At 65.1% G+C, this 24,067-nt stretch carries 43 protein-coding genes and 2 tRNA genes; 4 read left to right on the top strand and 41 right to left on the bottom strand.

All coding sequences use genetic code 11. From position 1 onward, the window contains the following. Window positions 1-42: 42 nt before the first annotated feature. The 15 genes from ACUYM2_RS12380 to ACUYM2_RS12310 form a co-directional block, all read right to left on the bottom strand. Entirely contained in the window at window positions 43-1,626 is a 1,584-nt protein-coding gene (locus tag ACUYM2_RS12380; RefSeq protein WP_481600327.1) for a phage portal protein, read from the bottom strand. Between the two features lie 28 nt (window positions 1,627-1,654). Beyond that, window positions 1,655-1,876, bottom strand: coding sequence for a hypothetical protein (locus tag ACUYM2_RS12375; protein WP_481600326.1), 222 nt, complete (start codon window positions 1,874-1,876; stop codon window positions 1,655-1,657). Window positions 1,877-1,906: 30 nt separating this feature from the next. Further along, window positions 1,907-3,175, bottom strand: a complete 1,269-nt coding sequence (locus tag ACUYM2_RS12370) for a PBSX family phage terminase large subunit (RefSeq protein ID WP_481600325.1) — start codon at window positions 3,173-3,175, stop codon at window positions 1,907-1,909. Next, a complete protein-coding gene (locus ACUYM2_RS12365; protein WP_481600324.1) occupies window positions 3,120-3,656 on the bottom strand; it encodes a hypothetical protein in 537 nt (178 codons plus the stop codon). The genes ACUYM2_RS12370 and ACUYM2_RS12365 overlap by 56 nt, the downstream gene beginning before the upstream one ends. A gap of 205 nt (window positions 3,657-3,861) precedes the next feature. Then, window positions 3,862-3,934, bottom strand: a tRNA-Leu gene (locus ACUYM2_RS12360). Window positions 3,935-4,032: 98 nt separating this feature from the next. After that, window positions 4,033-4,105: transfer RNA gene (locus tag ACUYM2_RS12355), tRNA-OTHER, on the bottom strand. 252 nt (window positions 4,106-4,357) lie between these two features. Continuing rightward, window positions 4,358-4,939 (bottom strand): hypothetical protein, encoded by a 582-nt coding sequence (locus ACUYM2_RS12350; RefSeq protein WP_481600323.1) that lies wholly within the window; start codon window positions 4,937-4,939, stop codon window positions 4,358-4,360. Between the two features lie 13 nt (window positions 4,940-4,952). Next, the gene (locus ACUYM2_RS12345; RefSeq protein ID WP_481600322.1) at window positions 4,953-5,186 is read right to left on the bottom strand and encodes a DUF3263 domain-containing protein; all 234 of its coding nucleotides are present in this window, start codon (window positions 5,184-5,186) and stop codon (window positions 4,953-4,955) included. A gap of 353 nt (window positions 5,187-5,539) precedes the next feature. Then, the gene (locus ACUYM2_RS12340; protein WP_481600321.1) at window positions 5,540-5,800 is read right to left on the bottom strand and encodes a hypothetical protein; all 261 of its coding nucleotides are present in this window, start codon (window positions 5,798-5,800) and stop codon (window positions 5,540-5,542) included. Then, a complete protein-coding gene (locus ACUYM2_RS12335; protein WP_481600320.1) occupies window positions 5,797-6,150 on the bottom strand; it encodes a hypothetical protein in 354 nt (117 codons plus the stop codon). Before ACUYM2_RS12335 ends, ACUYM2_RS12340 begins: the two co-directional genes overlap by 4 nt. 86 nt (window positions 6,151-6,236) lie before the next feature. Next, window positions 6,237-6,590 carry a hypothetical protein gene (locus ACUYM2_RS12330; protein ID WP_481600319.1) on the bottom strand — a complete coding sequence of 118 codons (354 nt, stop codon included), beginning with the start codon at window positions 6,588-6,590 and terminating at the stop codon, window positions 6,237-6,239. Further along, window positions 6,587-6,931 (bottom strand): hypothetical protein, encoded by a 345-nt coding sequence (locus ACUYM2_RS12325; protein ID WP_481600318.1) that lies wholly within the window; start codon window positions 6,929-6,931, stop codon window positions 6,587-6,589. Before ACUYM2_RS12325 ends, ACUYM2_RS12330 begins: the two co-directional genes overlap by 4 nt. Beyond that, window positions 6,928-7,230, bottom strand: a complete 303-nt coding sequence (locus ACUYM2_RS12320; protein WP_481600317.1) for a hypothetical protein — start codon at window positions 7,228-7,230, stop codon at window positions 6,928-6,930. The genes ACUYM2_RS12325 and ACUYM2_RS12320 overlap by 4 nt, the downstream gene beginning before the upstream one ends. Before the next feature lie 186 nt (window positions 7,231-7,416). After that, window positions 7,417-7,758, bottom strand: a complete 342-nt coding sequence (locus ACUYM2_RS12315) for a hypothetical protein (protein WP_481600316.1) — start codon at window positions 7,756-7,758, stop codon at window positions 7,417-7,419. After that, a complete protein-coding gene (locus ACUYM2_RS12310) occupies window positions 7,755-7,943 on the bottom strand; it encodes a hypothetical protein (RefSeq protein ID WP_481600315.1) in 189 nt (62 codons plus the stop codon). Before ACUYM2_RS12310 ends, ACUYM2_RS12315 begins: the two co-directional genes overlap by 4 nt. Before the next feature lie 207 nt (window positions 7,944-8,150). On the opposite strand from ACUYM2_RS12310, the gene ACUYM2_RS12305 reads away from it, so the two are divergent. Next, window positions 8,151-8,333 (top strand): hypothetical protein, encoded by a 183-nt coding sequence (locus ACUYM2_RS12305; protein WP_481600314.1) that lies wholly within the window; start codon window positions 8,151-8,153, stop codon window positions 8,331-8,333. Window positions 8,334-8,448: 115 nt separating this feature from the next. Here ACUYM2_RS12305 and ACUYM2_RS12300 read toward each other — a convergent pair whose 3' ends face one another. From ACUYM2_RS12300 to ACUYM2_RS12210, 19 genes are all read right to left on the bottom strand, one after another. Beyond that, window positions 8,449-8,721 (bottom strand): hypothetical protein, encoded by a 273-nt coding sequence (locus tag ACUYM2_RS12300; protein ID WP_481600313.1) that lies wholly within the window; start codon window positions 8,719-8,721, stop codon window positions 8,449-8,451. After that, the gene (locus ACUYM2_RS12295; RefSeq protein WP_481600312.1) at window positions 8,718-8,843 is read right to left on the bottom strand and encodes a hypothetical protein; all 126 of its coding nucleotides are present in this window, start codon (window positions 8,841-8,843) and stop codon (window positions 8,718-8,720) included. Before ACUYM2_RS12295 ends, ACUYM2_RS12300 begins: the two co-directional genes overlap by 4 nt. Continuing rightward, on the bottom strand, window positions 8,840-8,965 hold the full coding sequence (locus ACUYM2_RS12290) for a hypothetical protein (RefSeq protein WP_481600311.1): 126 nt from the start codon (window positions 8,963-8,965) through the stop codon (window positions 8,840-8,842). Before ACUYM2_RS12290 ends, ACUYM2_RS12295 begins: the two co-directional genes overlap by 4 nt. Beyond that, a complete protein-coding gene (locus ACUYM2_RS12285; RefSeq protein WP_481600310.1) occupies window positions 8,962-9,570 on the bottom strand; it encodes a hypothetical protein in 609 nt (202 codons plus the stop codon). Before ACUYM2_RS12285 ends, ACUYM2_RS12290 begins: the two co-directional genes overlap by 4 nt. Next, window positions 9,567-9,983 (bottom strand): hypothetical protein, encoded by a 417-nt coding sequence (locus ACUYM2_RS12280; protein ID WP_481600309.1) that lies wholly within the window; start codon window positions 9,981-9,983, stop codon window positions 9,567-9,569. The genes ACUYM2_RS12285 and ACUYM2_RS12280 overlap by 4 nt, the downstream gene beginning before the upstream one ends. A gap of 206 nt (window positions 9,984-10,189) precedes the next feature. Further along, a complete protein-coding gene (locus tag ACUYM2_RS12275; RefSeq protein WP_481600308.1) occupies window positions 10,190-10,588 on the bottom strand; it encodes a hypothetical protein in 399 nt (132 codons plus the stop codon). A 254-nt stretch (window positions 10,589-10,842) separates the two neighbouring features. Beyond that, window positions 10,843-11,631 (bottom strand): DNA-methyltransferase, encoded by a 789-nt coding sequence (locus tag ACUYM2_RS12270; protein ID WP_481600307.1) that lies wholly within the window; start codon window positions 11,629-11,631, stop codon window positions 10,843-10,845. Window positions 11,632-11,734: 103 nt separating this feature from the next. After that, entirely contained in the window at window positions 11,735-11,866 is a 132-nt protein-coding gene (locus ACUYM2_RS12265; RefSeq protein ID WP_481600306.1) for a hypothetical protein, read from the bottom strand. Then, the gene (locus tag ACUYM2_RS12260) at window positions 11,863-12,255 is read right to left on the bottom strand and encodes a hypothetical protein (protein ID WP_481600305.1); all 393 of its coding nucleotides are present in this window, start codon (window positions 12,253-12,255) and stop codon (window positions 11,863-11,865) included. The genes ACUYM2_RS12265 and ACUYM2_RS12260 overlap by 4 nt, the downstream gene beginning before the upstream one ends. Then, window positions 12,252-12,557: a glutaredoxin family protein gene (locus tag ACUYM2_RS12255; protein ID WP_481600304.1), complete on the bottom strand. Its 306-nt coding sequence runs from the start codon at window positions 12,555-12,557 to the stop codon at window positions 12,252-12,254. Before ACUYM2_RS12255 ends, ACUYM2_RS12260 begins: the two co-directional genes overlap by 4 nt. Window positions 12,558-12,568: 11 nt before the next feature. Then, window positions 12,569-13,060, bottom strand: coding sequence for a single-stranded DNA-binding protein (locus ACUYM2_RS12250; RefSeq protein WP_481600303.1), 492 nt, complete (start codon window positions 13,058-13,060; stop codon window positions 12,569-12,571). After that, window positions 13,060-14,022, bottom strand: a complete 963-nt coding sequence (locus tag ACUYM2_RS12245; protein WP_481600302.1) for a hypothetical protein — start codon at window positions 14,020-14,022, stop codon at window positions 13,060-13,062. The genes ACUYM2_RS12250 and ACUYM2_RS12245 overlap by 1 nt, the downstream gene beginning before the upstream one ends. Continuing rightward, complete coding sequence (locus ACUYM2_RS12240) at window positions 14,019-14,870, bottom strand: hypothetical protein (RefSeq protein ID WP_481600301.1); 852 nt, start codon at window positions 14,868-14,870, stop codon at window positions 14,019-14,021. The genes ACUYM2_RS12245 and ACUYM2_RS12240 overlap by 4 nt, the downstream gene beginning before the upstream one ends. Before the next feature lie 97 nt (window positions 14,871-14,967). After that, window positions 14,968-15,216, bottom strand: coding sequence for a hypothetical protein (locus ACUYM2_RS12235; protein ID WP_481600300.1), 249 nt, complete (start codon window positions 15,214-15,216; stop codon window positions 14,968-14,970). 73 nt (window positions 15,217-15,289) lie between these two features. Continuing rightward, window positions 15,290-15,415: a hypothetical protein gene (locus tag ACUYM2_RS12230; protein WP_481600299.1), complete on the bottom strand. Its 126-nt coding sequence runs from the start codon at window positions 15,413-15,415 to the stop codon at window positions 15,290-15,292. After that, entirely contained in the window at window positions 15,412-15,777 is a 366-nt protein-coding gene (locus ACUYM2_RS12225; RefSeq protein WP_481600298.1) for a hypothetical protein, read from the bottom strand. The genes ACUYM2_RS12230 and ACUYM2_RS12225 overlap by 4 nt, the downstream gene beginning before the upstream one ends. A 77-nt stretch (window positions 15,778-15,854) precedes the next feature. Further along, window positions 15,855-16,094 (bottom strand): helix-turn-helix domain-containing protein, encoded by a 240-nt coding sequence (locus ACUYM2_RS12220; RefSeq protein ID WP_481600297.1) that lies wholly within the window; start codon window positions 16,092-16,094, stop codon window positions 15,855-15,857. After that, window positions 16,091-16,348: a hypothetical protein gene (locus tag ACUYM2_RS12215; protein ID WP_481600296.1), complete on the bottom strand. Its 258-nt coding sequence runs from the start codon at window positions 16,346-16,348 to the stop codon at window positions 16,091-16,093. Before ACUYM2_RS12215 ends, ACUYM2_RS12220 begins: the two co-directional genes overlap by 4 nt. Window positions 16,349-16,364: 16 nt before the next feature. Continuing rightward, window positions 16,365-16,664 (bottom strand): helix-turn-helix transcriptional regulator, encoded by a 300-nt coding sequence (locus ACUYM2_RS12210; RefSeq protein ID WP_481600295.1) that lies wholly within the window; start codon window positions 16,662-16,664, stop codon window positions 16,365-16,367. 285 nt (window positions 16,665-16,949) lie between these two features. Here ACUYM2_RS12210 and ACUYM2_RS12205 point away from each other — a divergent pair, with 285 nt between their 5' ends. Next, window positions 16,950-17,474 carry a hypothetical protein gene (locus ACUYM2_RS12205; RefSeq protein WP_481600294.1) on the top strand — a complete coding sequence of 175 codons (525 nt, stop codon included), beginning with the start codon at window positions 16,950-16,952 and terminating at the stop codon, window positions 17,472-17,474. 39 nt (window positions 17,475-17,513) lie between these two features. Beyond that, window positions 17,514-17,912, top strand: coding sequence for an ImmA/IrrE family metallo-endopeptidase (locus ACUYM2_RS12200; RefSeq protein ID WP_481600293.1), 399 nt, complete (start codon window positions 17,514-17,516; stop codon window positions 17,910-17,912). A 240-nt stretch (window positions 17,913-18,152) separates the two neighbouring features. Here ACUYM2_RS12200 and ACUYM2_RS12195 read toward each other — a convergent pair whose 3' ends face one another. Further along, entirely contained in the window at window positions 18,153-18,287 is a 135-nt protein-coding gene (locus ACUYM2_RS12195) for a hypothetical protein (protein WP_268760372.1), read from the bottom strand. Between the two features lie 49 nt (window positions 18,288-18,336). Continuing rightward, complete coding sequence (locus tag ACUYM2_RS12190; RefSeq protein ID WP_481600292.1) at window positions 18,337-18,708, bottom strand: hypothetical protein; 372 nt, start codon at window positions 18,706-18,708, stop codon at window positions 18,337-18,339. A gap of 112 nt (window positions 18,709-18,820) precedes the next feature. Here ACUYM2_RS12190 and ACUYM2_RS12185 point away from each other — a divergent pair, with 112 nt between their 5' ends. After that, entirely contained in the window at window positions 18,821-20,230 is a 1,410-nt protein-coding gene (locus ACUYM2_RS12185; protein ID WP_481600291.1) for an MFS transporter, read from the top strand. A 6-nt stretch (window positions 20,231-20,236) separates the two neighbouring features. Here ACUYM2_RS12185 and ACUYM2_RS12180 read toward each other — a convergent pair whose 3' ends face one another. The 5 genes from ACUYM2_RS12180 to ACUYM2_RS12160 form a co-directional block, all read right to left on the bottom strand. Further along, the gene (locus tag ACUYM2_RS12180) at window positions 20,237-20,551 is read right to left on the bottom strand and encodes a hypothetical protein (RefSeq protein WP_481600290.1); all 315 of its coding nucleotides are present in this window, start codon (window positions 20,549-20,551) and stop codon (window positions 20,237-20,239) included. Window positions 20,552-20,581: 30 nt separating this feature from the next. After that, complete coding sequence (locus ACUYM2_RS12175; RefSeq protein WP_481600289.1) at window positions 20,582-21,115, bottom strand: aldo/keto reductase; 534 nt, start codon at window positions 21,113-21,115, stop codon at window positions 20,582-20,584. Continuing rightward, complete coding sequence (locus tag ACUYM2_RS12170; protein WP_481600288.1) at window positions 21,108-21,839, bottom strand: metal-dependent transcriptional regulator; 732 nt, start codon at window positions 21,837-21,839, stop codon at window positions 21,108-21,110. Before ACUYM2_RS12170 ends, ACUYM2_RS12175 begins: the two co-directional genes overlap by 8 nt. Before the next feature lie 10 nt (window positions 21,840-21,849). After that, complete coding sequence (locus ACUYM2_RS12165) at window positions 21,850-23,145, bottom strand: Nramp family divalent metal transporter (RefSeq protein WP_481600287.1); 1,296 nt, start codon at window positions 23,143-23,145, stop codon at window positions 21,850-21,852. A 92-nt stretch (window positions 23,146-23,237) separates the two neighbouring features. Continuing rightward, window positions 23,238-23,996, bottom strand: coding sequence for a class I SAM-dependent methyltransferase (locus ACUYM2_RS12160; RefSeq protein WP_481600286.1), 759 nt, complete (start codon window positions 23,994-23,996; stop codon window positions 23,238-23,240). Window positions 23,997-24,067 lie beyond the last annotated feature (71 nt).

Genomic DNA, 24,067 nt, shown 5'->3' with positions numbered 1-24,067 from the left:
TTATAGACCTTCCCGTCCGACCCGACGTTCGTTACGCCGCGGCTACAGTGCTTGCAGACCATCAGGGGTTCCTCCTACTGGTGTGATGCCTGCCCCGTCAACCCCGAACGTGCCGGGGTCCTCCAACGGGGTGAGGCCGTTCTCCAACCGGATCCGGTCCGCCTCTTCCTTGACCTTCGTGTCATCCCAGTCGGGGTTACGCTTCCGCACCCGTTCTTCGATGGAAGCGGACTGGGAGGCGTAGTCGAGCTGGTTCTGGTTGGCGATGGCCTGCGGGTCGTCCTGCACCCCGTCGGGGAACTCAACCGACACTGGCAGGGCCTGGGCACCGCCAGCGGGGAAGATCGCCGCGTCCGTCGCGAGAGCCTTCGAAAGGATGCGTTCGGCCGCCGGCTTCAACCCCAGGACCTTCCGCTTCCGGGTGGTGAAGGACAGTTGCTGCCGGGCCGCGACCTCCGTCGCCGTCATCGCGGATCCGTCATCGGTGAGCCCGAACGTGGAAGGCGAGTAGCCGGCGGCGGCGAGGATGATGCGGCGGAAGTGGTCGATCGCCTTCAGGAAGTCGTCGGTGCGGATCTCGAACTGCACCTGCTCGATCGCCATCTTCGAGTCGCCCATAGACGACGGAGAGGCCTTGACCGGCATGAAGAGCGACGTGTCAATGTCGAAGCCCGTACCTTTGCCGGCGCCGAGGTCCTGCAGCATGGACTCACCCACGATGAGGCGGCCCTTGCCGAGGCGGATGTCCCGCAGCCAGGAGGAGTAGAGCTCGTCGAGCGCGTCGAGTTTCTGCTCGATCCCTTCAAGGTCGGAGCGGCCGAGGTTCGCGCCGAGCGGGTCCCGCCGCCACAACGAGGAGGGGAGGATGTTCGGGGCGTACACGGCGCCGAGGCCTTGGGTGAGGGTGGAGACCTTCGCGTCCGCGTCGACGATCGCGGCGAGGGCTTCCGTTTCGGGCCGGTCGGCGAGGGGGACGAGCTGGCCGAGGTCGTTTGCGGTGCCTTCGTACAGGCCGTGCAGGATCACACCGGTGCCCGCGGCGTCGACCTCATGCCGTTCGAGGTGCCGCCAGATCCGGGTGTTCTCCGTGGCCACGGTCCGCCAGAAGGTGACTGCGACGAGCTGGCCCCAGCGGAATTCCGGCCACGCCATGTCGGGGTCGACCTTGGACACGAAGACGTGGTCGCGGATGGTGGTGTCCCACGACACGCGGAGGAACACCCCGCCGAGGCCGGAGGAGACCTCGGCTGCGCCGATCATCATCTGCTCGAAGTCCGGGCCCGCGATGGTGTCTAGGCGGGCCTGCACCTTCTTGGTGGCTTCGGTGTCTTCACCGTCGACGATCGCGGTTGCCGGCTCCGAGTAGAGGAGGTTCGAGGAGGTGCGGGTGATCTCCTGCGCGAGGGAAACGTGGATGGTGTTGTTGTCCGCCTGGTCCGAGGCTTTCGCGCCGAGGAACCATGTCCGGACCCGCTGAACTACACCGAGGCGGGCCGCGCCCTTCGCATAGATCGAGGACAGGGTCGCCGTGTTGTTCGACATCCAAGCGTCGTACTCGCGGTACTTGTCGAGGATGGGGGCGAGCTCGACCGGGGGCCATGCTGTGCCGTTTGCGGGCAATGCCATCATGGCCTCCTAAGTGCTTGGGGTTTGGTTAGGGCGCGAGGGCTGCGTGGCGTTTAGCTGTTTCGACGGGGTCGCCGGTCGGCGCCGCGATGTTGATCACCGTCGTCGCCTCGGGCTTATCCGTCTTGCCGGTAGTGATGAACCGAGCGAAGGCGTCGGCGCGTTTGAGGACGTTCTCCTCGGTCGCGTGCGGGACGGAATCGAGGGCGAGTTCGAGGGCGCGCTGCCGGGCGGCGAAGATCGGGTCCATTGTGTTCTCCAAGGGGTTGGTGGTGCATGGTTATGCGGCGAGGTCCACGAGGGAGCGCCAGTTCGTTTCCGTCGTCGTGATGACGTATCGGGCGGGGTCGATGGAGTCGTCCGCGGTCTTGATCGGCTTGTCCTCGCCCCGGAGGGAAGCGGTGGGGTCCCACGAGTACCCGGGCATCTCACTGATGAGCCCCTGGCACCGGTCGGATACCTTCAGCTTGCCGTTGGCCATGAGCGAGGACATCGTCCGGATCCCATACAGGACCTCGTTGTTGGCCGGGATCACGTTGCGGACGCCCTGCGTTCCGAACTCCACGTGCAGGGACGCGGCGGCGGGGTCGATGATCACCCATTCGGGCTGCAGCGTGGACGGGTGCGGTGTGTGCTGGACGGGTAGCCATTCCTTGATCGCGGTGGTGATCGTCGCGTCGTTGAGGCGCATGGACCGGTCTGAGGCTTCGTAGCGCCACTCGTCGACGAAGTACAGGACCCCGTCGACGCCGAGGCCGAGGATGATCGCGGACGTGGCGTGGGTGGTGCCGTAGTCGATGCCGCAGCCGAAGTAGCGCTGCATCGGGGGAAGGTCTTTCCAGGCGACGACGTGCTCGGCTTCGTCCCAGAAGTCGAACACGGCGCCTTCAGCGGCGACCCATAGGCCTTCGATGAAGCGCTTGTAGAAGAGGCCGGTGAATTCGAGCTTCTTCTCTTCGATGTACTCGGGGGACAGGCTGGGGTTGTCGTCCATGGTGAACCGCCACCGTGTCCAGTGGGGGAGCTTGTCTTTGCCGGTGCCGATGCGGTCCAGGAATTTCTTCTTGAACCAGTGCGCGGGCCCGTCAGGGTTTGTCGTGCCGAATAGCTGGGCGCCGGCGACGGACATGCGGCCGAGGAGCTGGGTGAAGAACTCCTCCGGGATGGTCGTGATCTCATCGACCATGGCGCCGGAGACGGTGAGGCCTCGGAGGACTTTCTCGGACTTCGCATCGGACGCGCCGAGGACGTGGACGAGGCGGCCGAAGATCTTCACCGTCGGCGCACCGTAGTTGCCTACGACGTCGTCGGAGAGGGCGCCGAAGAGGGTGGTGTCCTGCAATGGCCCGATCATGTTCCGCCACACACTGTCCCTGGTGCGGCCGACCATGACGAGGGCGCCGGTCTTGGGGGCGGTGGCGATGAACATCATCCATCGGACGAGCGCGATGATCGTTTTCCCGGAACGGATGGACCCTTCGAGGATGTTGACCTTACGGTTGCTGCCCCTCAGGAAGTTCAGTTGCTTCGGGCTGACCGCTTGAAGCACTGGTGACCCCCAATTGTTCTGCGAGGCGGCCGAGCATGGATTGCGCTTCGGAGCGTTCGGGTACGGCGTCGACCTTTTCGAGGAGCATGGCCTTGTCCAGGTACACGGCGACGGACGTGGCGAGGTTGCGCTCTTCGCCTGCGGGGACGAAGTCCAGATCGCGGGGTGATTGCTGACCTGGCCCGGTGGGCACGAGCGCAGAGAACGTGGGCTTTTCGAGGCGGTCGAGGATGAACTCGGCGCGGTCGTACATGCGGCCGACGAGTTTGGCGCGGCGGGCTTTGTTGTCGGCGGTCTTCGCTTCGGTGGCGGCTTTGACGCGTTCCCCGCGGGCGAATGACTTGCCGGCGTCCCGGACGACGTTGGAGACCCAGGCTGTTGAGTAGCCGGTCTCGCGGACTATGTCGTTGCGGCCCTTGTTTTGGCCGTGGAGTTTGAGGACGATGTCGATGTCTGCTTGTGTGCGTTTCGGGTTGGGCACAAGAGAGTTGTCACCGCCTTCTGGGTTGGGATTGTGGAGTGTTACTGGCTCGTCCGCGGTTCCCTGGTGGTTGGTCGGCGGCGGTCACACTCAGTGGACTGGCGATGGGTCGAACATCGCACCGGGCCTGCCGCGTGCGGCCGTCCTCAGTCCTGCCGGGTGAATAGGCCGGCGGTCTTACTCATGGGAGCGACATGGGTCGCCGTGGGTCTCCCCGGATTCGAACCGGGACTGTGCAGGTTTTGAAGCTGCTGTCTCTGCCGTTGGACTAGAGACCCGGGTGGTGAGTACGGCGGGCTGCTGACCGAGCCATTTAACCTAGGTGCGTAACCGCCAGGCACGTCGCTAGGCACCACTCTTCTGGCCGTACTCTCCGTGGCAGCAGTTGGAATCGAACCAACCGTGGACCGATTTACAGTCAGCCCTGGCACCTTGCCTCTTCTACTGCCTGGTCCCGCTCCGCTGAGGTCTCACGGCAGGGGAGCGGGAAGTGTTGGTGGTGGCGGGCCCGTGCAGGGTTGTCACTCTAGGCTGGATGGGCCGAGCTACCTGCTGGAGAATCTGTGCAGCAGACACCCGCCACCACGTCTAGGACTACCCGTTTAAGGGGTAGAAACCAAAATGTCTGTGGAGACAGTACTCCGCAGACATGACCCATGCTACGGGAGTTTAGGCACTGACGCAACGCGACACGCGCACTGTCAGACGGTACTCAGGGCGCGGGCAAGCCACTGGACGTTGTCACCGTGCCACACCACACCGCACGCCTCGCAGGAAGCGTCCCACCGGGACGGGTGCATCATCGCCTCGTCCTCGTCCCAGCAGTTCACGGTCAGGGCGGGAAGCCGGTCGTCGCCGTGGTACTTCGCACCGCAGGCCGGGCAGGGCCGGTGGAGGCGCCGGCGTGGCTTCGCCGGGTGGAGGAGCGCGGTGATCTCGGTGATCCAGCTGGTGGCCACGCCGTGGAGGTAGTCGTCCCAGTCCTCCGGGAGCTCCACGAACGGCGGCCGGACAAAGTCGGCAAGGAGGTCCTCCAAGTGCCCGACGTAGGGGAAGCCTCGGAGGACCTGCCATTCAGTGCGGGCCGCTGCCTGGATCTTGCAGAGGAGGTCCACGGCGGTGAGGTTCACAGGGACGGGCTTCCCGCCGTCGCCGCCTGCTTTGCCGCCGTCGCTGCCGGGCGTAGTGGCTGCCCGCAACCGCGTGAGGAGCGGCGCCTGCGGCTGGCCCGCGGCCAGGTGCGGTTGGGTGAGCTGGTGGACGTGGACGGCGAACCTGGACACGATGTGTCCCCCCTTAGTTGAGTCTGGTGTGGAGTCGTTGTGGTGGTCGGCGGCGCTGGTTGAGACGTCGGGCCAATGCTGGGGCGTGTTGGTGGGCTTCGGGTGTTTGGATGAGCCGGTTCACTTCTTGCCAGTACCGGGTCGGGGTGAGGCCGAACTGCTGCATGGCGTGGTCTTCGAGCGATCCGGCGTACCGGAAGGTTTGGCCGGCAAGAGCAAGCATGGACTGTTCAGTGATGGTGAGCATTCAGGCAGGTTAGCGTCGAGCCCTGACAGTGGAGCCAGGGGAGCCGTGAACGCTTCGAAGAACTCCAGCACCGGACGGAACGCTTGGCCGATGCAGTTGCCGAAGTGCGCGAGGCCCTTGGTGTGCCGTTGCATGGATTCGATGGCGCGGAACTGGTCCGGGTGGTTGGTGGTTAGGTGGCATGGCTGGCACTCGTACTCCCAGTTGGCTTTGCCGCGCTTCCGGATCATGTGGAGCCTCCAGTGGTTGATTGTGGGTAATCAGTCGTTTCCGGTTCGCCATGCCGTCTACATCCCGGGTCGGTTGGACGCGGTCGCTTCGGGTCGTACACGGACCGCGGGCAGGTGCACCGGTCAGACAAGGAATCTCTTCCTGAGTTCCGTGGCTTGTCTGCCGTGCGCGGTGAGTGCGGCCCTGGTTCTTTCCTCAGCCAACCGGTGCCGGATGTTGAGGGCTTCCCGGTCGAAGGCTTTGAGTGAGTCCCACGCCCGCCACCCGGCCTGCTCGCACCCTTCGAGGTAGTCGATCTGGTCCGGTGTCATCCGTTCCCGTGCGAGTAGGTGCCGTGCGGCGAGGATGCCGAACCGGATCCGCTGCGCCCCGTACGCGGTCACCCTTCACCCCGCACAGCAGCGGCGCGGGCACGGAGGCGGCGGGCATCATGGTTGATCGCCTTGACGGATGCCGCTGCCCCGACGCTCATTTCTCCCACCCAAGTTGAAGCCACGCCTTGTGCTGACTTTCCGAGCCAGTCCGCAGCTTCTTCGAGTGCCTTCGCCCCGGCTTCCTTGACCAGCCCGAACCCCGCAGCGTACAGCGCATCGGCTTGGTGGATCACGAATGCCTCTTGGCCGCTCTTTGCCTCATTCAGCCACGGGAACTTGGTCCCGCAGATGCAGGTCATGGCAGGGTAAGCGTCCGGGTCGAAGTCGAAGTCAGCGTGCGCCGCGAGCACTTCCGCCATCCCGCTCGTGCTGGTTCCTTTGATACTCCTTTGACGAACCTCAATTCTGTTACCCCCTTCAAAGGGCTTGGTTCCATGCCCACCCATCACGCCCCCTCCGTTGCGGTGAGCGCGGCACGGATGAGTCCCGCGTAGTGCTTGTCTCCCGGCGCGAGGCGATCCAAGTAGCGGACCAGATCGTTGACCCGCACTATCGCGGCCTGCTGGGACCGGACAACAGCGAGAAGGGCCGGCACATCCGTGCGGGCGTGCGCGATGAACTCCGCGTCGGCCTTTGAAGTCCCGAGGTCCAATGCCCCCTTGCCGTTGTGGACCTCACAGCCCTCAGGCGGCCCGCCACCTGTGCCGTAGTATGCAAACACCCACGGCCCTTCTGTGGCGGCGTCTGCGCGTGCCTGGATCGTGGCGAGGTCGTCCGGGGACAGGGACGCGGCGGTCACTCGGCCGCCTCCTGCTCGGTTCGTTCCCCGGCGGTGCCGCGCATGTCCCACGTGGTGCCACAGTCCTTGCATCGGATGCTGTCGGAGTCGTTGACCTCGATGTCCCCGATGCCGTCCTCGCAGACGGAGCAGCACGCGGAGATGACCCAGTCAACTTCAATGTCTGGGGCGCGACCGGGCTCGTACTGGTCAGAGTGGTTGCGCCGGAACTGCCCCTGCCAGAACAGGTCGTTGTCCTTGATGGTGGGGTTGGGGTTGACGTACTGGGTGAACTGGCAGTCCGTGGCGGTGCAGTGGAGATGCTTCGTGCCGGTGCTGGGCTGGTGCGGGTGCTCGCTCATTGTGTTCCTTCCTGGTGGGCGGTCGTTTCTTCGGTTTGCGCTTCTGGCGCGGCTGGCAGGGCGTTCAGGACGTCGTTCATGTGCACGATTGCCTCCGCGGGGCAGTCGGTGTTGTTGCACCGGACGAGCCGCCAGTCAGCGTTGATCATGCGGGGGTTGGGGTGGCCGCGCTTGTCGGCCGCCACCTCCGTGGCGGTCCAGTTCCACTCGTGGAAGTCCCACTGGTCCTCAGTGTTGACGACGTGGTCGAAGCTGACGACGGTCCGGATCTCGGGGCGAGTGACCTGCAACCCGCTCATCGGACGCCCCGGATTACGTGGTTTCGGCCGGGGATGAGCTGCTCACCGAAGAAGCAGGCGAGGCGGCGGAACGTCCAACGCGCCGCCCTCACGAGTGCACCGGGGAGGCTAGGAGGATGAACGCGATGACGAAGACGGGGATGAACGCGGCGAGGAAATCCCACCGCGTGTACCGGTCCCTGGCGCTCACGCCTGCGCCTCGGGTTCGTGCAGGATCGTGGCGGGGAGGGCGATACGCGTGGCCGGGTACCTCCGCTGGTCACCCGGGGTCATCCACCACGGCAGGTCCGGCGCGTCGTCCTCAGCGTCCTTCTCGTGGATGCGGCCAACCCAATCGACTACAACCGCCCCCACCGGCAGCGCGTCGAGTTCTTCGGCGGTGGTGATGGTGCGGGGCGTGAAGTGTTCCTCAGCAAGTGCGACAACGTTGTGAGCTGCGTCGTCGGCATCGTGGTCAGTCACGATTGAGCCGAGGTCAAGAATCAGGCTCAGCCGAACTTTGTGGACCAGTTCGTCGCGGGCGCTCATGCGACACATCCAAGCTTCGCGGCCCGGTACTCGGCTTCGAGTGCGGTGAGCCGGGTCCGGGCTTCCTGCGCCTCGGACGCGGCCTGCGCGGCGTCAGCGTCGGCCCGCTCCGAGGCGACCTTCGCCCGGCGGAAAGCATGCGCCAGGATCACCCGGTCAGTCGCCGGCGTGGTGGTTGTGGTCATTGTTTCCTCCATCGGGTTAGGCCATCCCTGGCCGTTGTCTGCTGCTCTCACCGAGCCTACCGCCTGTCGGTGCGCGACACAAGCACCGACAGTGGTCACGCTGGGTAAATCTTCACCACCAACGCCGCCGGACCAATCCCGCCATGCCGCATATCGGGCCCCACCACATGCAGCCAATCATCATCCGACAACAGGCCAGCGTCCACGATGCCGTCCACGACGGCCTTCGCCGTGGGATACAAGTTGCCCGGGTCATACCGGCCACGCCGCGGCTTCCACACCTCAGCCACCACCCGCACCGGGCCCTCAGCCGGCGACCACGAACCCGGCACCCGCACCCTGGCAGCCTCACGCCACGACGCCGTCAACTTCGCCACCTGCATCCGATGAAGACGCTGATTCGAATTGATCCACCCAGCCGGCGCCGGAACCTCCAACTGCTTCACACCTTCTGCGCGTTGTTGAGCCGGTCCGGTAACGCGCTCAGTGCCCTTCTCCGGCACTGTCAGTGCCTTCCGTGGGCATGGAGGCGGGAGCGGGTGTTTGCGGCTGTCCTGCCGTGCTCTCTGGTCTTGTGGCGCATCACCTCGCGGTAGAGCTGGAGGTCCTCTGAGGTTTGTTCGACCCAGTCCCAAGCTTCTTCCATCTGGATCTCAACGGCTTGGGTTTCTTTCCCTCCTGTGGTGTGGAATCGGTCTACCCAGGCGTGGAAGATGTCGAGGGCTTCTTGGTGGCGGGCTTTGAGGGTTGTTTCGGTGTGCTTCCCGGTGGTGGTCATTTTTGGTCGGCTTTCTGTCGGAGCCATTGGGCGGCTTCGGGGTGGGGGATTTGTTCGGCTGCGTCGAGGAGTGCGCGGCGCTTGGTGGCGGCGAGGACGGCTTTGACCTGGTCCGGGGTCATGATGCTTCCCTGAGGATCTTCTCGAGGACGCTCTTCGCTATGGGGGTCATCTCGTCCGGGTAGAGGAGCTTGATGGCCGCCTCGATACGGGCGACGTCGACGGTCTTCTTTGGGTCGGTCATGCTGCTAGGTCCTTTGCTGCTGCTCGGGGCTGGTGGAGTTGGCAGGGTGATGGTTCGCCGCAGGCTTGGCATTGCCGGTAGGAGCCGCGCCCCTCAGACCACTGGCTGATGGTGCGTGCATCGCGCCTCAGTGGTTCACGGCATGCTGTTCGCTGGACGGCTGATGCGAGGCCTGCGATGAAGTCCAGTGTCAGGGGCTCAGTGTCCAGCTCGGGTGCCTTGACCTTGATTCGCAGCCTGTTCCCGCTCTTGACCATGAGGCCCCAGTCCTCAGGAAGTTCTCCCGGCTTCACAATGGCGGCGTCCGAGATGACGAGCCACCAGAAGTTGCAGTAGCGCTTGATGCGCTCGGCCTTGGTCGGGTCCCGCAATTCGGTGAGCCAGTCGGAGCGGGAGACCTTCACCTCGTGGCCATGCATCGCCTGGGTGGAGCGGTACTTATCGATGGCGATGAAGTCCGCGATGCTGGTGAACTGGTAGCCACTCTGGGTGCTTCGGACGTGTTCGGCCCGGACCCAGCGGTCGGCGATGGTGCCCTGCCGCTCGGTGTTGTACCGGGCGAGGAGGAGATCCAGCATGTCCCTCTCGGTGTGCTTATCGCTCATGATGCTTGTTCGCTTTCTGGTGTGTGGTGTTTGCCGAGTTTGTTCTCTGGTCGGAGGCCGGCTTTGATGTCTCCCCAGCAGGCCCGGCAGGTATGGGCTTCGAAGGTTCGATGGTCTTCGCATGGTGTCCAGGTGCGTGGGGCTTGCCAGTCGTCGGGTGCCGTACTGGACCAGTGCTTCCCGTCTTGGGGGTAGAAGTTCGGGGTGCGCTTCGAGTGGGCACCGCTGGCGTCCACCTGTGTGGCGTAGTGGGCGAGGGCCCGGATGCAGTGACCAAAGTCCTTCCCCGGTAGCCCACCTGCGTCGTTCGCTTCCCGGAGCGTCACCCCGGGCTTGTTCGGGAGCCAGTCAGGCCGGGCCGCGACCATCATGGCTACCAGCCTCTGCCCTTCCTGGTCCGTGAGCTTGTACATGGATCTCCTTGGTCAAAATTGGATCGGCGTGCGTCGCGGAGGCCCCTATCACCTAAGTGACGATCGACGCTTTTCTTTTCCCAACTTCTTGAAAACTGAAGTAGAGATTGAAGTGAGTTGAGGCTCTTAGGTGAGTAGGAATGGTTAATGGTTAATGGTGCTAATCCGCTGCTACGGGTTTGCTATGGCACGTGCTTTAGCAGGTGCTAACCGGTTCGGGTGGCTTGGCAGTATTCGCAGCTGATGTCGAAGATGCCCTTTTTCTCGTGGTGCCGAGTGTGCGCCCCGATCGCGCCGGCGGTGGACTTCTTCGCCTTGTGCAGCTCGATCTCGACCTTGGACTTCTGGTGGACGAGGTAGTCGTGCATGTAGTAGACGCCGGCGGTTTTGGTGGTCTCCACCCAGCCGTTGAGGAGCTCGTCAGCGACTTTCTTCCCCTGGGCGTGGAGGACTGCGTGTTCGATGAGCCCGTCCGTTTGGAACTCGTTGCACGTTCCCCAAAGCTCGAGCAGGTAGAGCTTGGCTTTGTCCGATAGGCGCCGGAACTTGGGGTGCCGGAACAGCTCGTTCGTGACCGTGATGTACGGCCGTTTGTCCTTGTCCATCATTCGCTCCATCCAGGGACTCGTCTTGTCCAGTGCCATCCGCCGTGATCGCATTCGTAGAACCGGCACACCTCCAGCTGCGCGCCGGGCCCTGCGATTTCTCTGCGGAGGCGTCTGGCTTCGTCCCTGGTGGGGGAGTAGACCTTCCCGCAGCCGCAGTAGAAGACCACGGGTTTTCGGTGCCGGACCCGGTAGTCGGCGTGGGCACTCACGCTGTGACTCCCATAAAAGCTGCGTTCATTTCCTGTCCTTCGCTAGAAGAGAAGTTCCCTGACCTGGGGGCGAATTTTTGTCTCGAAGGCGCTCACAAATTCACGTTTGATCTCGAAGCCGAACGACTTCCGCCCGAGGTTCTCCGCGGCCAGTAGGGTCACCCCGGAGCCGGCGCATGGGTCGATCACCACGTCTCCCGGGTCAGTGAACATTTCGATCAGCCGTCCAATGACGCAGATCGGCTTCTGGGTTGGGTGAACTTTGGGAGTGAGACTGTCGCGGGTCCAGTCCATGCAATTCATCACCATGCGGCCTTTGTTGCGGAACTTCGGAAGCTTGTCCCGATAGAGGACGATCGCGTATTCGGTGTTACCGACGATGCGCATATTGGCTTTGAGGACTTGCGGGGAGAAGTTCTTCCGGAACACAAGGTTTATGTAGTTCTTGTATCCGTACTTGCGGCCTTCCTCTATGACCTGCATCTGCTGTTCGAAAGAGCAGAAGACGATCATGCAGCCGGCCTCGTTCTTCTCCTTTGGCTCCTTCTTGAGCATCCGGCTGGTGAAGTGCATGAACTCGCTAATCCGGAAGTCTTCGTCCGTGTCGAAGAAGCGTTTTCCCGCGAGGGCAGATTCCCCGTTGACCCGGTCGCCGCCTTCGTACCACTGAGGATTCGAGCCGTAAGCGTTGGTACCGATGTTGTAGGGAATGTCGGCAATGATCAGCTGCGCGGGAGGAATGTTGTATTGCCGGTGGTTCTGGAAGTGGTCGCGGTAGAGCTTCATCGTTCCGGCGGTAGTGAAGACGTCCGAGACAGCGAGTTCGGTCATGAGTGTTCCTTCCAAGGGGGTGGGTGGGGCTCCCGCGGTGTTGCGGGAGCCCCAGGGTGTTTCCCTGCGCTGGCCCGGTGCTGCAGGCGCTGGCGGGGAAGGTTTAGTCCGTGCAGCCGGCGCACTCACCGGTGCGGTTAAGCGGTTTGTCGCAGGAGTCGCACATGGCGATGTCGAGCTGCCGGCGCGGGATGTTCAGTACCGGCTTGGGCGGGATGAGGGCGATCGGCTTCACGCGGCCGCCCGCAGGAGTGCCCGGGCCTGCTTCGTGGCCTTCCGCATCTGCTTCGGTTTGGCCTGCCACCACTCCAGCCCGTCACCTTTCAGCAGCTCGTTGCGGAGTGTGCAGACCTTCTCCTCGAACGGCAGGTTCGCCTCCAGCCACTTAGCCATTGCGAGGTGCGCGACAGCTTTGCGGTACTCGAAGTTGACGTTGTGGTTCGCGCTGACGATGGACTTGGAAGGGAGTGGAACGCTACGGCTGATCAGACCGCCGGTGAAGGCGATATCGTCGATGCCGTCGATGCGGGCAAGGAGTTCATCCTCGTCGGTCTTGACCTCGGGCAGGTCGGTCGGTGGGATTACGATGTATCCCTGGGCTTCGAGTTCTTCTACGAGGTTCATGCTGCTGCCTCCGCACGGTGGGTGATGTGTTCGCGGATTTTGGTCGGCTGCAGCCCGGACCAGTGGACGTCACCCTCGGGGGTGGAGACGTACAGGGTCGGAGCCTGCTTGTAGCCGAGGGTCTTGGTGACGTAGTCGTAAGCGGCTTGGTCGTTCTCCATGTCCACTTCGGTGTACTCGACACCGGCCTTTTCCAAGAGGGCTTTGGTCTTGCCGCAGCCCCAGCATTCGGACTTGGTGTAGACGGTGACGGCGACGCCTTCGCGGGCTTCGATGCGGGGTGTGATGTCGGTGATGGTCAAGGGGATTCTCCTTAGAACGGGGGTTCGGTGTCGGGGCCGTTGCCCCAGACGCCCGGCGAGTTGTTGCCGGTTGCGGGCTGGCCGCCGCCCCACGAGCCCTGCCCGCCCTGGTTTCCGCCGTGACCGGCACCTTCCTGCCGCTGGGTCCGGTTGACCTTGGCGTTCGCGTATTTCAGGCTGGGGCCGATCTCGTCGACCTCCAGCTCAATCACGGTGCGCTTCTCGCCTTCTTTGGTGTCGTAGGAGCGGGACTTGAGCCGTCCGGAGACGATGACGCGCATGCCCTTGGTCAGGGACTCGGCCACGTTCTCCGCGGCCTCCTTCCAAACGCTGGCCCGGAGGAAGAGGGTTTCCCCGTCCTTCCACTCGTTGGACTGCCGGTCGAACGTGCGCGGAGTGGACGCGATCGTGAAGTTCGCGACCGCCGAACCGCTGGGGGTGAACCGGAGCTCCGGGTCATTGGTCAGATTGCCGATCACGGTGATCGTGGTTTCGCCCGCCACTACTTGGCACCCGCCTGGTTGAGGCCCCACTCGGAGTCGACGTCTGGGATGACACCGTCAGCGTCAGCCGGTGGAGTCTCGGCGTCTTCGATGAAGCGGGACGCCTCGGCCTTGGTGAGGGCCTTGGACGATTCGATGGTGCGGCCGGTGAAGTTGGACAGCTCGGCGAGTCCGGCTTCGCGGTCGCTGGCGCCGAGCTTGCCGAGGATGACGTGGATCTTGGTGAGCTGCGCTGTGGTGGCCAACGGCTCGGCCGGCGCCTCCGGCTCGTCCTGCGGTGCGTCGTGGACGATGTCGGGGAGGTCCGGGGCCGGGGCCTGGGCTCGCTGGATGGTGCGCTTCGGCTTAGCCTCCGCAGCGGGCGCCGCGGGTGCCTGTTCGCCGAGGTCGTCCAGCTCCACTTCTTCCACCGACGTCGCGGCGATACCGGTGAGCACGTCGGGGGCGATGACGCGGCAGATCTCGGCCTGGCACTTCGCGGTGAGCATGCCGATCGGGTCGGTCTGGTACTTCTTGTTCGACGTGTAGCCGGCCTTCTGTGCCCGGGCGATGGTCCACTCGACGCGGGTGAAGGTGGTCTCTCCCTTGCGGCGGCCTTCGTAGATGACGCGCTGCTCGGTCGCCTCGATACGGCGGATGGTGTGGCCTGCCTGCATGACGAGGGCGGCCATGGTGCGGGCGTACATGGAGGGGCGGCCGGAGACGACGAAGATGTTGGCCAGGGCGTTCATGGGGTCGAGGCCGAGGGACTTCCCGGCGAGGATCGCGGCGGCCGCGGCTTCCGGCTTGCCACGGAACGACGTCGGAACGAACTCGGTGCTGCACAGGGCGGTTCCGAGCTGGTGCGCGGCGGCGAGCTCCTGCGCCCATTCCATAAGGGACACGGTCGCGGATGTCGCTGGGAGGGCGCTCGTGTTGAAGGCGGCGACGGGGGCCGTCTGGGGGATTGCTACTTCGCTCATGCTGCTACTGCTTTCTCTTCGATGGTCACTGGGGCGCCGACGATGGCGTCCCGGAGTTTGGTGGTCTTGTGGGTGTAGGCGGCGGCCAGGAACATCGCGTAGTGGCCCTTCATTTCGGCGCGGTTCTTCGCCAGCGGGTAAAGGGTCGTGCCGAACGGCGCGTCCCCGTAGCGGGCGTTCTCACCGTCGCGGTCCATAGGAGTCACGTGGGCGACGTACGTGGCCACGATCTCCGGCATGGGCTGCTCAGTCCCGTCCTCGTCCATGTAGAACTCGGCCAGAGAGTAAGCGGCACACTGCAGGCCGGTCTCCCCGTAGACGAACTTGGACGTCTTGAGGTCGATCATCACCGGCTGCCCGTCGTTGAGCAGGGGAGAGGTGCCGATCATGTCGAACTTCCCGGCGAACCAGTCCTTCCGGCTGGCGCACGGCCTTTCCATGAGGATCGGGGTGATCTGGAAGCGGTCAAGGAAGTCCGCGTAGCCCTCGACGTACCCGGCGAGGTCGTCCGGGACGTCCTCAACGGACCCAGTCGAGGCCAGGGCTTCGGCGAAGTCGTGCACGGCAGTGCCGCGCACACCTGCTTCGTCCCGGACCTTGGCCGGCACTGCAGCGAGTTCCCGGACCATGTCTACCTCGTCCCGGGCCCGCAAGGATTCAATCTCGGTGGGGTTCGCTTCGACGTACTCCGCCACGACCTTCCCGGCCCAGTAGACAAGGGCGGGCTTCGGGATGCCGCCATTGAGGATGGTGGTCACGCCGGTGACCGGGAGCCCGTCGAGCTTGTAGCGGTGGCCCGAATGCGTGAAGGTCAGTCCCTTCACCTGGGCCTTGGTCTTGGTGGTCACGAGTTGTCCTTTCCGTGGTGTGTGTCGTTGCAGTTGCAGTCGGTGCAGGTGTGTTCGCCGCAGTTCGGGCAGATAGCCTGGCCCCGGCAGTAGCAGTTCATGACTCATCCCTGAAGTACTCGTGGAACTTCTCGATGAGGTCCTGCGTGTCCCGTAGGTAGTGGCCTTCGAGGTGGCCGGGGATGGCGTGCAGCTGGTAGTGAGGACCCAGGCCGCCGACTTCGGTGAACCCGATCGCCATACCGTGCAGGAAGTGCGCTTGCTGCTCGCTGTCCCACTGCCAGAACAAACGCCCTAGCTCCCAGTGGTTGATCTTCGTTTCGGTGGTTACTTCAATGGCGTTCATGACAGGTCCGTTCCGCACGTCGAGCAGGTGGTCGCACCCTTGTCGTATGTGGCGGAGGGGTGCTCGCAGGCGTTCACAGTCCGACCAGCTTCCCGAAAACCAGCAGCGAGCCGGGGATCACGACAATGGCGGCCAGGGCACCGAGGCAGTCGACGACCCACTCGCCACGCTCGGTCAGGTGGATACGCTGCCGGCTCATGCCGCCACCGCCGAGGGGACGAAGACCTCGCGGGTGCGGAACTCGGCCACGACATCGCGGATCGCTGTAAGGAGATCGCCCTCGAACTCCTCCACTAGGGCCTCGGTGTTGTCCCGGGTCCGTGCGGCGTTCAGGTCGAGCCGGTCGTGGGTGCCGTTCTCGACCTGGCGAAGATCGTCGAGGGCCTGCAGCGCGTTGGCGATGTAGGCCGGCTGCGGCCGGATCCCCAGCATGCCGCTGACCTCGTAGGCGAGGGCGTCCTCGTCCTGCCAGTCGTTCGGGTACCGCTCGTAGTAGTTGATGATCGCCACCCGGGCGGCCTTCTCGGCCTGCTCCTTGGTAAACTGGAAACGCTGGTCCATCAGGTATCCTCCTTGTAGATGAGCCGCTTGCTTGTTCTTGGGTCCCGCGATGCTTTGGCCGGCTGCGGGGCCCTTTTCTATTGGGCGAAGATCCGGGTTTCGCGGAGCTGCCGGTTGCGGGTCCTGCGCTGGGCTTTGTCCGGGGCTGGGCCCTGGGATCCTTTTCGGCGGATCGCTTCGATTTCCTCGGGACCGAACCGCATCTGGCGGCCGTCCCGCCATGCTGGCCACTGGCCGCCGTTCACCCGGTTGCGGACCGTCTGTTCGCAGATCTGGAACATCTGCGCTACTTCCGGGACGGTGAGGTAGGTGCTCATGCCGCCACCCATTCGCGGAGGATCCCGCCGTGCCTGGACCGGTGCCGGGACGTGGAGATGCCGGCCTGGGTGATTAGGCCGCGGGAGCGAGCGATCCTGAACGCGGACCCGACCCGGTTCGGGTGTGGTGCGGGGCGGTGGTTCCGGCGGAGGTCGTCGGCAGTGACAGTGCCTCCGCGTTTCGCGAGGTCCGCGATCGTTGCGACGGCCTCCTCGGTCCACGTGGTGTCTTCCAGAGCCATTGACTGCGTCATGTCGGCGTGTCCTTTCCTAAGCCACTTGCAAGTGCTGTGACTGCGTGATCTGACGCTTGGCAGACGGTGCCACAGACACGAATAGAACCTCCAGTGGCGCGTTAAGCACCTCCGAAATTCGCTCTGCCGTTTCTGGGAGCAGGCACTTGCGCCGGCCGCTGGTGAGGTGGTTGATGAAGCTGGGGTGCTTGCCGATTCGGTCAGCCAGCCCCCGCTGGGTCATCTTGTGCGGCAATGGGGCGCCTTTCTTGTGGGCGTCGATGTCTTTCTGGGTAATCAGGTAAGCGCAGAGCGCTTCCTTTGAGACCAGTTGCATGTACGTTCCTTTCGGCCAACGGGCCTTAGTGCGCCAGGGTGACATGAGCTCTCCTTTTTGTTCGGTAGGCGGGTTGCCTTGTTCTGCTGCCCTTGAAGTATTGCCTACCGGTAGGCGTCACGTCAAGCACTGACAGTGCTTGTTTTCCGCACCAGCATTAATCAGCTGCTAGATGGGGGGCTTTTTTGGTAGGCGGAAACCTAGAATTAGGGGTACCGCCTACCGGTAGGCATAGTGCGCACCATGCGCGTTGCGCTCCACAGCACCCATAGGAAAGCTCAGAGCATGACATCGACATCAGGCCCCAACTTCCAGCAGATCGTCCTCGCAGCAAAGAAGGACGACTCCTACGAGACAATCTCCAAGCGCGCCGGCGGCGTCCCCAAAGCCCGCGCCCTCCAGTCCATCGTCAAGGACGGCTTCACCCGCTGGCCGACCACCGAGACGATCGCCGGCCTATCCCGTGCGCTCAACGTCAGCCAGCGCGACCTGGTCCTCGCCGCGGCCCGCACACTCGGGATCGACATCGAACCGGAGAACCCGAACGACCTCCTCCTGGTCGGCGCCGGACGGCTGCCCGACGAGTCGAAGGACATGCTCAAGGCAATCTCCCGTGAGATGCAGGACTGGCTTGACGGCCGGCGTACGGGGGCCGAGGAGAGCCCGGACAATGTCGTCCAGTTCCCGGCGCCGAAGAAGTCGCGTCCCGACTTCGAGCGTATGGCCGGCAACACTGAGACCGAATCCGAGGGCAAGCATGAATCAGCCAGGGCAGCGCAGGCAGGCGAAGAATCCCAGGACGTCGAGTAACAATCCTTCACTGTCGGAGCCTGCTACTAAGGTTGCGGCATGGATTCTGGGGAGGGACTGGCGGCCGAGCTCGGCGTGCATGTCGTCGCTACCCGCCTCCCGGGATTCCTAGTGGCGGCCACAGACGGACGGACGATCTACTATGACGAGCGACTAACCCTCAGGGAGAAGCGTTGCGCCATAACTCACGAACTCGTGCACATCGAGGCAGGGCACCGGGAGTGCCAGCCGCCAGCGGTAGAACGGAAGGTTCGCGCACTGGCGGCACACCGACTCGTATCCTGGGAAGCGGTGTGGGAACACGCCCCATGGTCGAACTCCATCGACGAGCTGGCCGAGGACGTCATGGTGACGAAGAGTGTCCTCTCCGACTGGATCGCGTCCCTTCCGACGGAGGCCAGGATTGCGCTGCAGCAGCGCTTCGAATGCGCCAATTAGGCTGTGCACTAAGTGCACAGATGCGTTGAATCAGCTTCAATTCGGTTAGTCTTGTTGGGTGTGATCCGCGGAATCTAGGCATTTTTCGGGGCCTATGGTGGCGGCTGGGGCGGTTCAATTCCCCCCATCTCCACTCACGGAGCCCCGGCAACGGACGCTCCACCCCGTAGCAAAAGGCCGGAAGCATCAGCTTCCGGCCTTTTTGTTGTGCTGGCTGTGTTCCTCTTGTGCGGGCGGCGATCACCGCTTCTTGATGTGCGCCACCGGATCGGTGTGCTCGTCCACGATGTGCTTGGCCTTCTTTTCGGCCCGTTTTTCCTTGATGGTTTTGACCGGCTTCTTGCTCAGGTGCCGGTGCGGCGACTTGTCAGGCATTGCGCGCTCCCTAAAGGTGGGGGCCCGGGATGAGCCCGTGCTTTTAAGGCTACGCCTCGGGTACCGCGACGTCCACGATGCCGACGAAGCGGCTCCCGACTCCCTCGTACTCGCTGCGGACTTCACCGGCGCCGAGTGCGGGCAGCTCGTACGGGGCGTGGTGGGCGCAGCAGACGTGGCTGAACTCCGCCCACCACTTCTTCGGCCGCGCCGCCTCGGAGAATCCGCAGACAGCGCAGGTCAGCTGGACCCAGACCGGGCGTTTGCCCGTCCGGTTCGCTTTCGACTGGAGGAGCCAGGCCGGCGGACTGTCCAGCAGTTCGCCCAGCTCGGCATCGGTCAGACGGGACGGAATGCCGTGACGATGCGCCATTTCCAGCGGAATATCAAGAATCTGGGCAGCTTCACGTCTCGTAACCATCCTTCAACTTTACGGGATCGGGGCACCCCAACAGATCCGCAGACGGCCGGTGCTAGGCTCATCCCAAACCCGGTGCCCCGCCGTCAGGCAGGCAGTGAGGAAGGCAGCAGCCATGTCCGGCAACCCCGCCGCAGTCTTGTCCAGCCTTGAAAAGCGCGTGCTGTACGTGGCGATCATCGCGTCCTTTATGGCCTTTCTGGACGGTTCGGTGGTCAACCTTGCGCTCCCGGCGATTGACCGGGAACTCGGCGGCGGCCTGGTGGTCCAGCAATGGGTGGTGGACGCCTACCTGCTGACCCTGGGGGCGCTGATCCTGGTGGCAGGCTCCCTCTCGGACCAGTTCGGCAGGGTCCGGGTCCTGCAGTGGGGCCTGGCCGGTTTCACCGCCACCTCCGTGCTCTGCGGCCTGGCGTGGAACGGGGAGTCGCTCATCGTGGCGCGCGGCCTGCAGGGCATCGCAGGTGCTCTCCTGGTTCCCAGTTCGCTGGCCTTGATCGTGACGGTCTTCAGCGGGCCGGCCCAGTCCGCCGCGATCGGCAAGTGGTCGGCGTGGACCTCCGGTGCCATCGTCGCCGCCCCGGTGCTGGGCGGGATTTCCGTGGACGTGTTCACCTGGCGGCTGATCTTCTTCCTCAACATCGTCCCGGCGGTGGCTGTCTGGCCTGCGCTGCGCCGGCTGCGTGAACTGGACCTGGAGCGGCCCCCCGGCAGCACGATCGACATCACCGGAACCGTCCTGGCGATCGTCGGCCTGGGCGGCATCGTCTACGCCTTCATCGAACGCGGGAGCCTTGGCTGGGGCGCCCCGCAGGTCTGGCTGCCGCTGGTGCTCGGCGTCGCCGGCCTCACCGGGTTCCTGCTCCATGAGCGGCGCACGCCGGCGCCGATGATGCCGTTGCGGCTCTTCGCGATCCGCAACTTCGGCTGGGGCAACATCGCCACCACAGTCATCTACGGTGCGCTGAACCTCGGCTTTTTCGTCCTGGGGCTTTTCCTGCAGCAGGTTGCCGGCCTGGGTGCCACCGCCGCAGGCTTCGCCCTGCTGCCCTCCACCGCGATACTGCTGCTGCTGTCCGCACGCGTGGGCACGCTGTCCGGCCGCTACGGTCCGCGCTGGTTCATGACGGCAGGGCCGCTGCTGTGCGCGGCGGGATTCCTAATGTTGCTGGGCATCCGCCTGCCGCTGGACTATTTCGGCCAGGTCTTCCCCGGGCTGGTGGTCTTCGGGATCGGCCTGGCCGTGACCGTGGCGCCGCTGACCGCGGCGATCCTCGGCGCCGTGGACCCCGCAGAAGCCGGCATCGGCTCGGCCGTGAACAACGCCGTCGCCCGCATCGCGGGACTGGTGGCCATCGCATTCGCCGGACTCATCACCGGCCCGGTCATCACGACGGCGGGACTGCACGGCACCGCGGCGGTCACCGCCGGACTCTTCATCGCCGGCGCCGCGGCGTCCGCCGTCGGGATCCGGAACCCGCCGCGCGACAGTGATGACAACGGGGGAGCTGACGCCCCGGACTAACGGCCGTCAGGTCGAGGCCGGCCATCCGGAGCCCACGGCGCGCCAGGCGCGGTCGATGCTTTCCAGGGCCGCAGCCGGGAGCGGTCCACGACCGGCGGCCGCGATGTTCCGGCGCAAGTGGGCCAGTTTGGCCGTGCCGGCAATGGCGGTGTCCACACCGGGAGCGTACACCGTGAAGCGCAGGGCGAACTCGGCCCAATCCAGGCCGTCCGGGTCCAGTTCGAGAGCCTGCAGCCGTTCCCAGTAGAGTTCTGCGTAGTTCCCGGCTGGCCGCTGGGCGAACCGCCACGGCGCGTTCGCGATGGGGCGCTTGGCGATCACTCCGAGTTCGGGCCGCCGGCCGAGGACGTTTCAGAGATTCCATTGGTCGGCTATGTTGACGCTGGTTTCGATCGCCGCGAACCGGCCGGAGTCGACAGCGAAGTCTAGCGCCTCATTGTCACCGCTGTAGCCCGCAACGCCGATCTTTCCGGCAGCCACGGCCTGGTCCAGGGTGTCCTGCAGGTCGCCGCGCCGCAGGACGTCAAGCGGGCAGGAGTGCAGGTAGAAGACGTCGATCCGCTCCGACCGGGTCAAGCGCAACGACTGCTCGATACTCCCAAGCACGCTGCCCGGCGACCAGTCCCGTTGACCGTTGACCCCGGCCCCGCCCTTGGTTGACAGCGCAAATTCGTCCCGGCGCCGGCCGAGGTGCCGGCCGATCCGCTCTTCGCTCAGCCCGTAACTGGCGGCGGTGTCGATCAACGTGACGCCGAGATCCAAGGCTCCGTTGAGCACCTCGGCGGCTTCGGCCTCGGTGACGTCGCTTTCGCCGATCTGGCCGGCCCCAAGCCCCACGATGGAGACTTCGATTCCAGTGTTTCCAAAGGGCCTTTGCTCAAGCATTCCTTCGCTCCTCCTGACGGGCGACGCTGCAGCCGGAGTGGGCGGCGTCGCTGTGCACCCAGAGCGCGGAGGCCACCTCGTCGGCGAGGTCGACGTCGCGCAGGGCTGACCCTGCGCCGATCCGGACGACGAGCGGGCCGCCGAACGGTTTCCGGCCCAGGACCTCGACGGCGGCGTCGAGATCGATCTGCTGGGCAGCAAGGTAGCGCAGCAACTCGGGGTTCTCGTCGCTGATCCGGGTGATCCGGCCGGTATGGCCCTCGTCAAGCTCGCTCATCCGGTAGGCCGGCGGCATTAGGACCGTGCCGTCGGCGGCGGGAATCGGGTCGCCGTGCGGGTCCCGGACCGGGTTGCCCAGTTTGGCGGCCATCCGCTCGATAAAGGTGTCCGAGACGGCGTGTTCCAGGAGCTCCGCTTCGTCGTGGACCTCGTCCCACCGGTAGCCGAGCTCCTGCACCAGGAAGGTCTCAATCAGGCGGTGCCGGCGGACCATCGAAAGGGCCAGCCGCACGCCGTCGTCGGTCAGGGTGACGGCGCTGTACGGCTTGTGGTCCACCAGGCCCTGGTCCTTGAGTTTGCGGACCATCTCGGAGACCGAGGAATTGGCGACGCCGAGGCGCTGGGCCAGCTGCGTGGAGGTGATCGGCTTGTCCTGCCACTCCGTAAAGGAGTAGATGACCTTGACGTAATCCTCGATCGAGGAGGAGGGCGGACTGGTCTTCACAGCCCCAAGCCTACCGTCCGGCGGCGCCGGTGAAGGTGAGCCACAGCAGGACCAGGTTCAGTGCCACCACCAGGACCACGCTAACGATCGCGGCGACCCGCAGGGCCATCCCGTCGGCGAAGCGGCCCATCAGGGGCTTGCTGCTGGTCAGCACCACGAGCGGAACCAGGACGAACGGGATCCCGAAACTGAGCACCACCTGGCTGAGCACGAGCCCCCAGGTGGGGTCGAAGCCCACGGCCAGCAGGACGACCGCGGGGATCAGGGTGAGCACCCGGCGCGTCATCAGCGGAATCCGGACCTTCAGCAGGCCCTGCATGATGGTGCCGCCGGCGTAGCAGCCCACCGAGGTGGAGGCCAGGCCGGAGGCGAGCAGGCCGACGGCGAATACCACGCCGACGACCGGGCCCAGGTTGGCGGTGATGGCGGCGTGGGCGCCCTCGATGGTGTCCGTGCCCTCTTCACCGCCGAGAGTGGACGCGGCCAGCAGCAGCATGCCGATGTTGACGATACCGGCCACGGCCAGGGCCGCGACCACGTCCCAGCGCGTGGCCTTGACCAGCCGCGCCATCGCGTGCGGCGGGACGTGGAGATGGGGGTTTGGGCGGTGCCGGTCCCGGGAGAGCGCAGAGTGGACGTAGATGGCGTGCGGCATCACGGTCGCGCCGAGCATGCTCGCGGCCAGCAGCACCGTGTCCGGGCCCTGGAAGCCGGGCACAAGTCCGGCCACGACGCCGCCGGGATCGGGTGGGCTGATGAACAGTCCGGCCAGGAACCCGACGGTGATGATGCCGAGCAGGAAAATGATGACGAACTCGAAGGGCCGCTGCTGGTTCCGGCTCTGCACGGCGAGCAGTGCCATGGAAATGCCGCCGACGATCACGGCCCCAAGGGGCAGGGGGAGACCGAACAACAGGTACAGGGCGACGGCGCCGCCCACCACCTCGGCGAGGTCGGTCGCTGCCGCCACGATTTCAGCCTGGACCCAGAAAGCGCGGCGCCACACCGGCCGGAGCCGCTCGCCCAGGATCTCGGGAAGGCTTTTGCCGGTGACGATGCCGAGTTTGGCGGACTGGTACTGGACCAGCACCGCCATGACGTTGGCCGCGACGAGGACCCACACCAGCAGGTAGCCGTACTGTGCCCCGGCCGTGAGGTTGGCGGCGACATTGCCGGGATCCACGTAGGCGATGGCGGCCACGAACGCCGGGCCGAGCAGGCCCAGCAGGGCGCGGCGGCTGCCCCGGACCTTGCGGGCAGGCGGCGGCCCCGCGGGCCCGGGTTCGTGTCCGGTGACATCAAGCACTGCGGCTCCCAAAAGTTCCAGGATGCCTACAAAGAAAAGTTAGGCACACCGAAATAATAGGCGCGGCATGCCTTCAGTGCAATGCGCCAAACTCAGGCCCGGGCGGCACGCCAGCTTTGCGTCAGGTAGGGGAGCGGCAGGGGCTCGCCCGGAGTGCGCCCGAGGTGCTCGTGCAGATACCAGTCGAGGTTGCTGAGGACTTTGGCGCGGGTGGCCTCGGCCGCCCGCAGGTAGTAACTCCGGGACTTGGCCAGTTCCATGATGTCCTGGCTGGTGACGGGATCCTCCCAGCGGGTGAGGTGGCTCTGCAGCCCGCGGAATTCAGGTCCCAGCGGCGGTCTGAAGTCGGGCTTGTGGACGTCCCCGGCGTGCATAATGCGCGAAAGCCGGTGCACCCAGGGGACCGAGGTGTCGAGTTGGTTCCAGATCAGGCCGAGGATGCCGTGCGGGCGCAGGATCCGGGCGGCCTCGGTGCTGGCTAGCAGGGGATCGCACCAGTGCCACGCCTGGGCCACCGTGACCAGGTCGAAGGCTCCGGACGCCAGGCCGGTATGTTCGGCGGTGCCCTCGACGGCGGTGACGCCCGGCAGGGAGCGGCGCAGTTGTTCGAGCATGTCCGGGGATGGATCGACGGCCACGGTCCGGAGCCCCCGTTCGACGAGGAGCGCCGTGAACTTGCCGGTGCCCGCGCCCAGATCGGCGGCGTCCCGGGCCCCGGCGGGGATCAGCCAATCGGCCGAGTCCGCGGGGTAGCCCGGGCGGACCCGGTCGTAGTGCTCGCCGCCGTCCTGGAAGCTCTGGCCGAGCTCCTGCCGCCGCTGGTGGTGGAGTTTGGGGCCGCCGCGTGCCACGTGCGATCTCCTTCGGCAGCAATAGGTAAGTACCCTCCGAATTTACCGCACGCGGCCGGAGGCGGGGGCCT

Source organism: Arthrobacter sp. SD1074B (genome assembly GCF_056780195.1).
This window is presented reverse-complemented; position numbering and strand designations above follow the sequence as displayed.

Coding starts and splice junctions, on each gene's coding strand:
- ACUYM2_RS12380 (WP_481600327.1), bottom strand. CDS start 1,626: ATGGCATTGCCCGCAAACGGCACAGCATGGCCCCCGGTCGAGCTCGCC.
- ACUYM2_RS12375 (WP_481600326.1), bottom strand. CDS start 1,876: ATGGACCCGATCTTCGCCGCCCGGCAGCGCGCCCTCGAACTCGCCCTC.
- ACUYM2_RS12345 (WP_481600322.1), bottom strand. CDS start 5,186: ATGCTCACCATCACTGAACAGTCCATGCTTGCTCTTGCCGGCCAAACC.
- ACUYM2_RS12335 (WP_481600320.1), bottom strand. CDS start 6,150: ATGGCGGAAGTGCTCGCGGCGCACGCTGACTTCGACTTCGACCCGGAC.
- ACUYM2_RS12325 (WP_481600318.1), bottom strand. CDS start 6,931: ATGAGCGAGCACCCGCACCAGCCCAGCACCGGCACGAAGCATCTCCAC.
- ACUYM2_RS12320 (WP_481600317.1), bottom strand. CDS start 7,230: ATGAGCGGGTTGCAGGTCACTCGCCCCGAGATCCGGACCGTCGTCAGC.
- ACUYM2_RS12315 (WP_481600316.1), bottom strand. CDS start 7,758: ATGAGCGCCCGCGACGAACTGGTCCACAAAGTTCGGCTGAGCCTGATT.
- ACUYM2_RS12310 (WP_481600315.1), bottom strand. CDS start 7,943: ATGACCACAACCACCACGCCGGCGACTGACCGGGTGATCCTGGCGCAT.
- ACUYM2_RS12305 (WP_481600314.1), top strand. CDS start 8,151: ATGCCGTCCACGACGGCCTTCGCCGTGGGATACAAGTTGCCCGGGTCA.
- ACUYM2_RS12300 (WP_481600313.1), bottom strand. CDS start 8,721: ATGACCACCACCGGGAAGCACACCGAAACAACCCTCAAAGCCCGCCAC.
- ACUYM2_RS12295 (WP_481600312.1), bottom strand. CDS start 8,843: ATGACCCCGGACCAGGTCAAAGCCGTCCTCGCCGCCACCAAGCGCCGC.
- ACUYM2_RS12290 (WP_481600311.1), bottom strand. CDS start 8,965: ATGACCGACCCAAAGAAGACCGTCGACGTCGCCCGTATCGAGGCGGCC.
- ACUYM2_RS12285 (WP_481600310.1), bottom strand. CDS start 9,570: ATGAGCGATAAGCACACCGAGAGGGACATGCTGGATCTCCTCCTCGCC.
- ACUYM2_RS12280 (WP_481600309.1), bottom strand. CDS start 9,983: ATGTACAAGCTCACGGACCAGGAAGGGCAGAGGCTGGTAGCCATGATG.
- ACUYM2_RS12275 (WP_481600308.1), bottom strand. CDS start 10,588: ATGGACAAGGACAAACGGCCGTACATCACGGTCACGAACGAGCTGTTC.
- ACUYM2_RS12270 (WP_481600307.1), bottom strand. CDS start 11,631: ATGACCGAACTCGCTGTCTCGGACGTCTTCACTACCGCCGGAACGATG.
- ACUYM2_RS12260 (WP_481600305.1), bottom strand. CDS start 12,255: ATGAACCTCGTAGAAGAACTCGAAGCCCAGGGATACATCGTAATCCCA.
- ACUYM2_RS12245 (WP_481600302.1), bottom strand. CDS start 14,022: ATGAGCGAAGTAGCAATCCCCCAGACGGCCCCCGTCGCCGCCTTCAAC.
- ACUYM2_RS12235 (WP_481600300.1), bottom strand. CDS start 15,216: ATGAACGCCATTGAAGTAACCACCGAAACGAAGATCAACCACTGGGAG.
- ACUYM2_RS12230 (WP_481600299.1), bottom strand. CDS start 15,415: ATGAGCCGGCAGCGTATCCACCTGACCGAGCGTGGCGAGTGGGTCGTC.
- ACUYM2_RS12225 (WP_481600298.1), bottom strand. CDS start 15,777: ATGGACCAGCGTTTCCAGTTTACCAAGGAGCAGGCCGAGAAGGCCGCC.
- ACUYM2_RS12220 (WP_481600297.1), bottom strand. CDS start 16,094: ATGAGCACCTACCTCACCGTCCCGGAAGTAGCGCAGATGTTCCAGATC.
- ACUYM2_RS12215 (WP_481600296.1), bottom strand. CDS start 16,348: ATGACGCAGTCAATGGCTCTGGAAGACACCACGTGGACCGAGGAGGCC.
- ACUYM2_RS12210 (WP_481600295.1), bottom strand. CDS start 16,664: ATGCAACTGGTCTCAAAGGAAGCGCTCTGCGCTTACCTGATTACCCAG.
- ACUYM2_RS12205 (WP_481600294.1), top strand. CDS start 16,950: ATGACATCGACATCAGGCCCCAACTTCCAGCAGATCGTCCTCGCAGCA.
- ACUYM2_RS12200 (WP_481600293.1), top strand. CDS start 17,514: ATGGATTCTGGGGAGGGACTGGCGGCCGAGCTCGGCGTGCATGTCGTC.
- ACUYM2_RS12195 (WP_268760372.1), bottom strand. CDS start 18,287: ATGCCTGACAAGTCGCCGCACCGGCACCTGAGCAAGAAGCCGGTCAAA.
- ACUYM2_RS12190 (WP_481600292.1), bottom strand. CDS start 18,708: ATGGTTACGAGACGTGAAGCTGCCCAGATTCTTGATATTCCGCTGGAA.
- ACUYM2_RS12185 (WP_481600291.1), top strand. CDS start 18,821: ATGTCCGGCAACCCCGCCGCAGTCTTGTCCAGCCTTGAAAAGCGCGTG.
- ACUYM2_RS12175 (WP_481600289.1), bottom strand. CDS start 21,115: ATGCTTGAGCAAAGGCCCTTTGGAAACACTGGAATCGAAGTCTCCATC.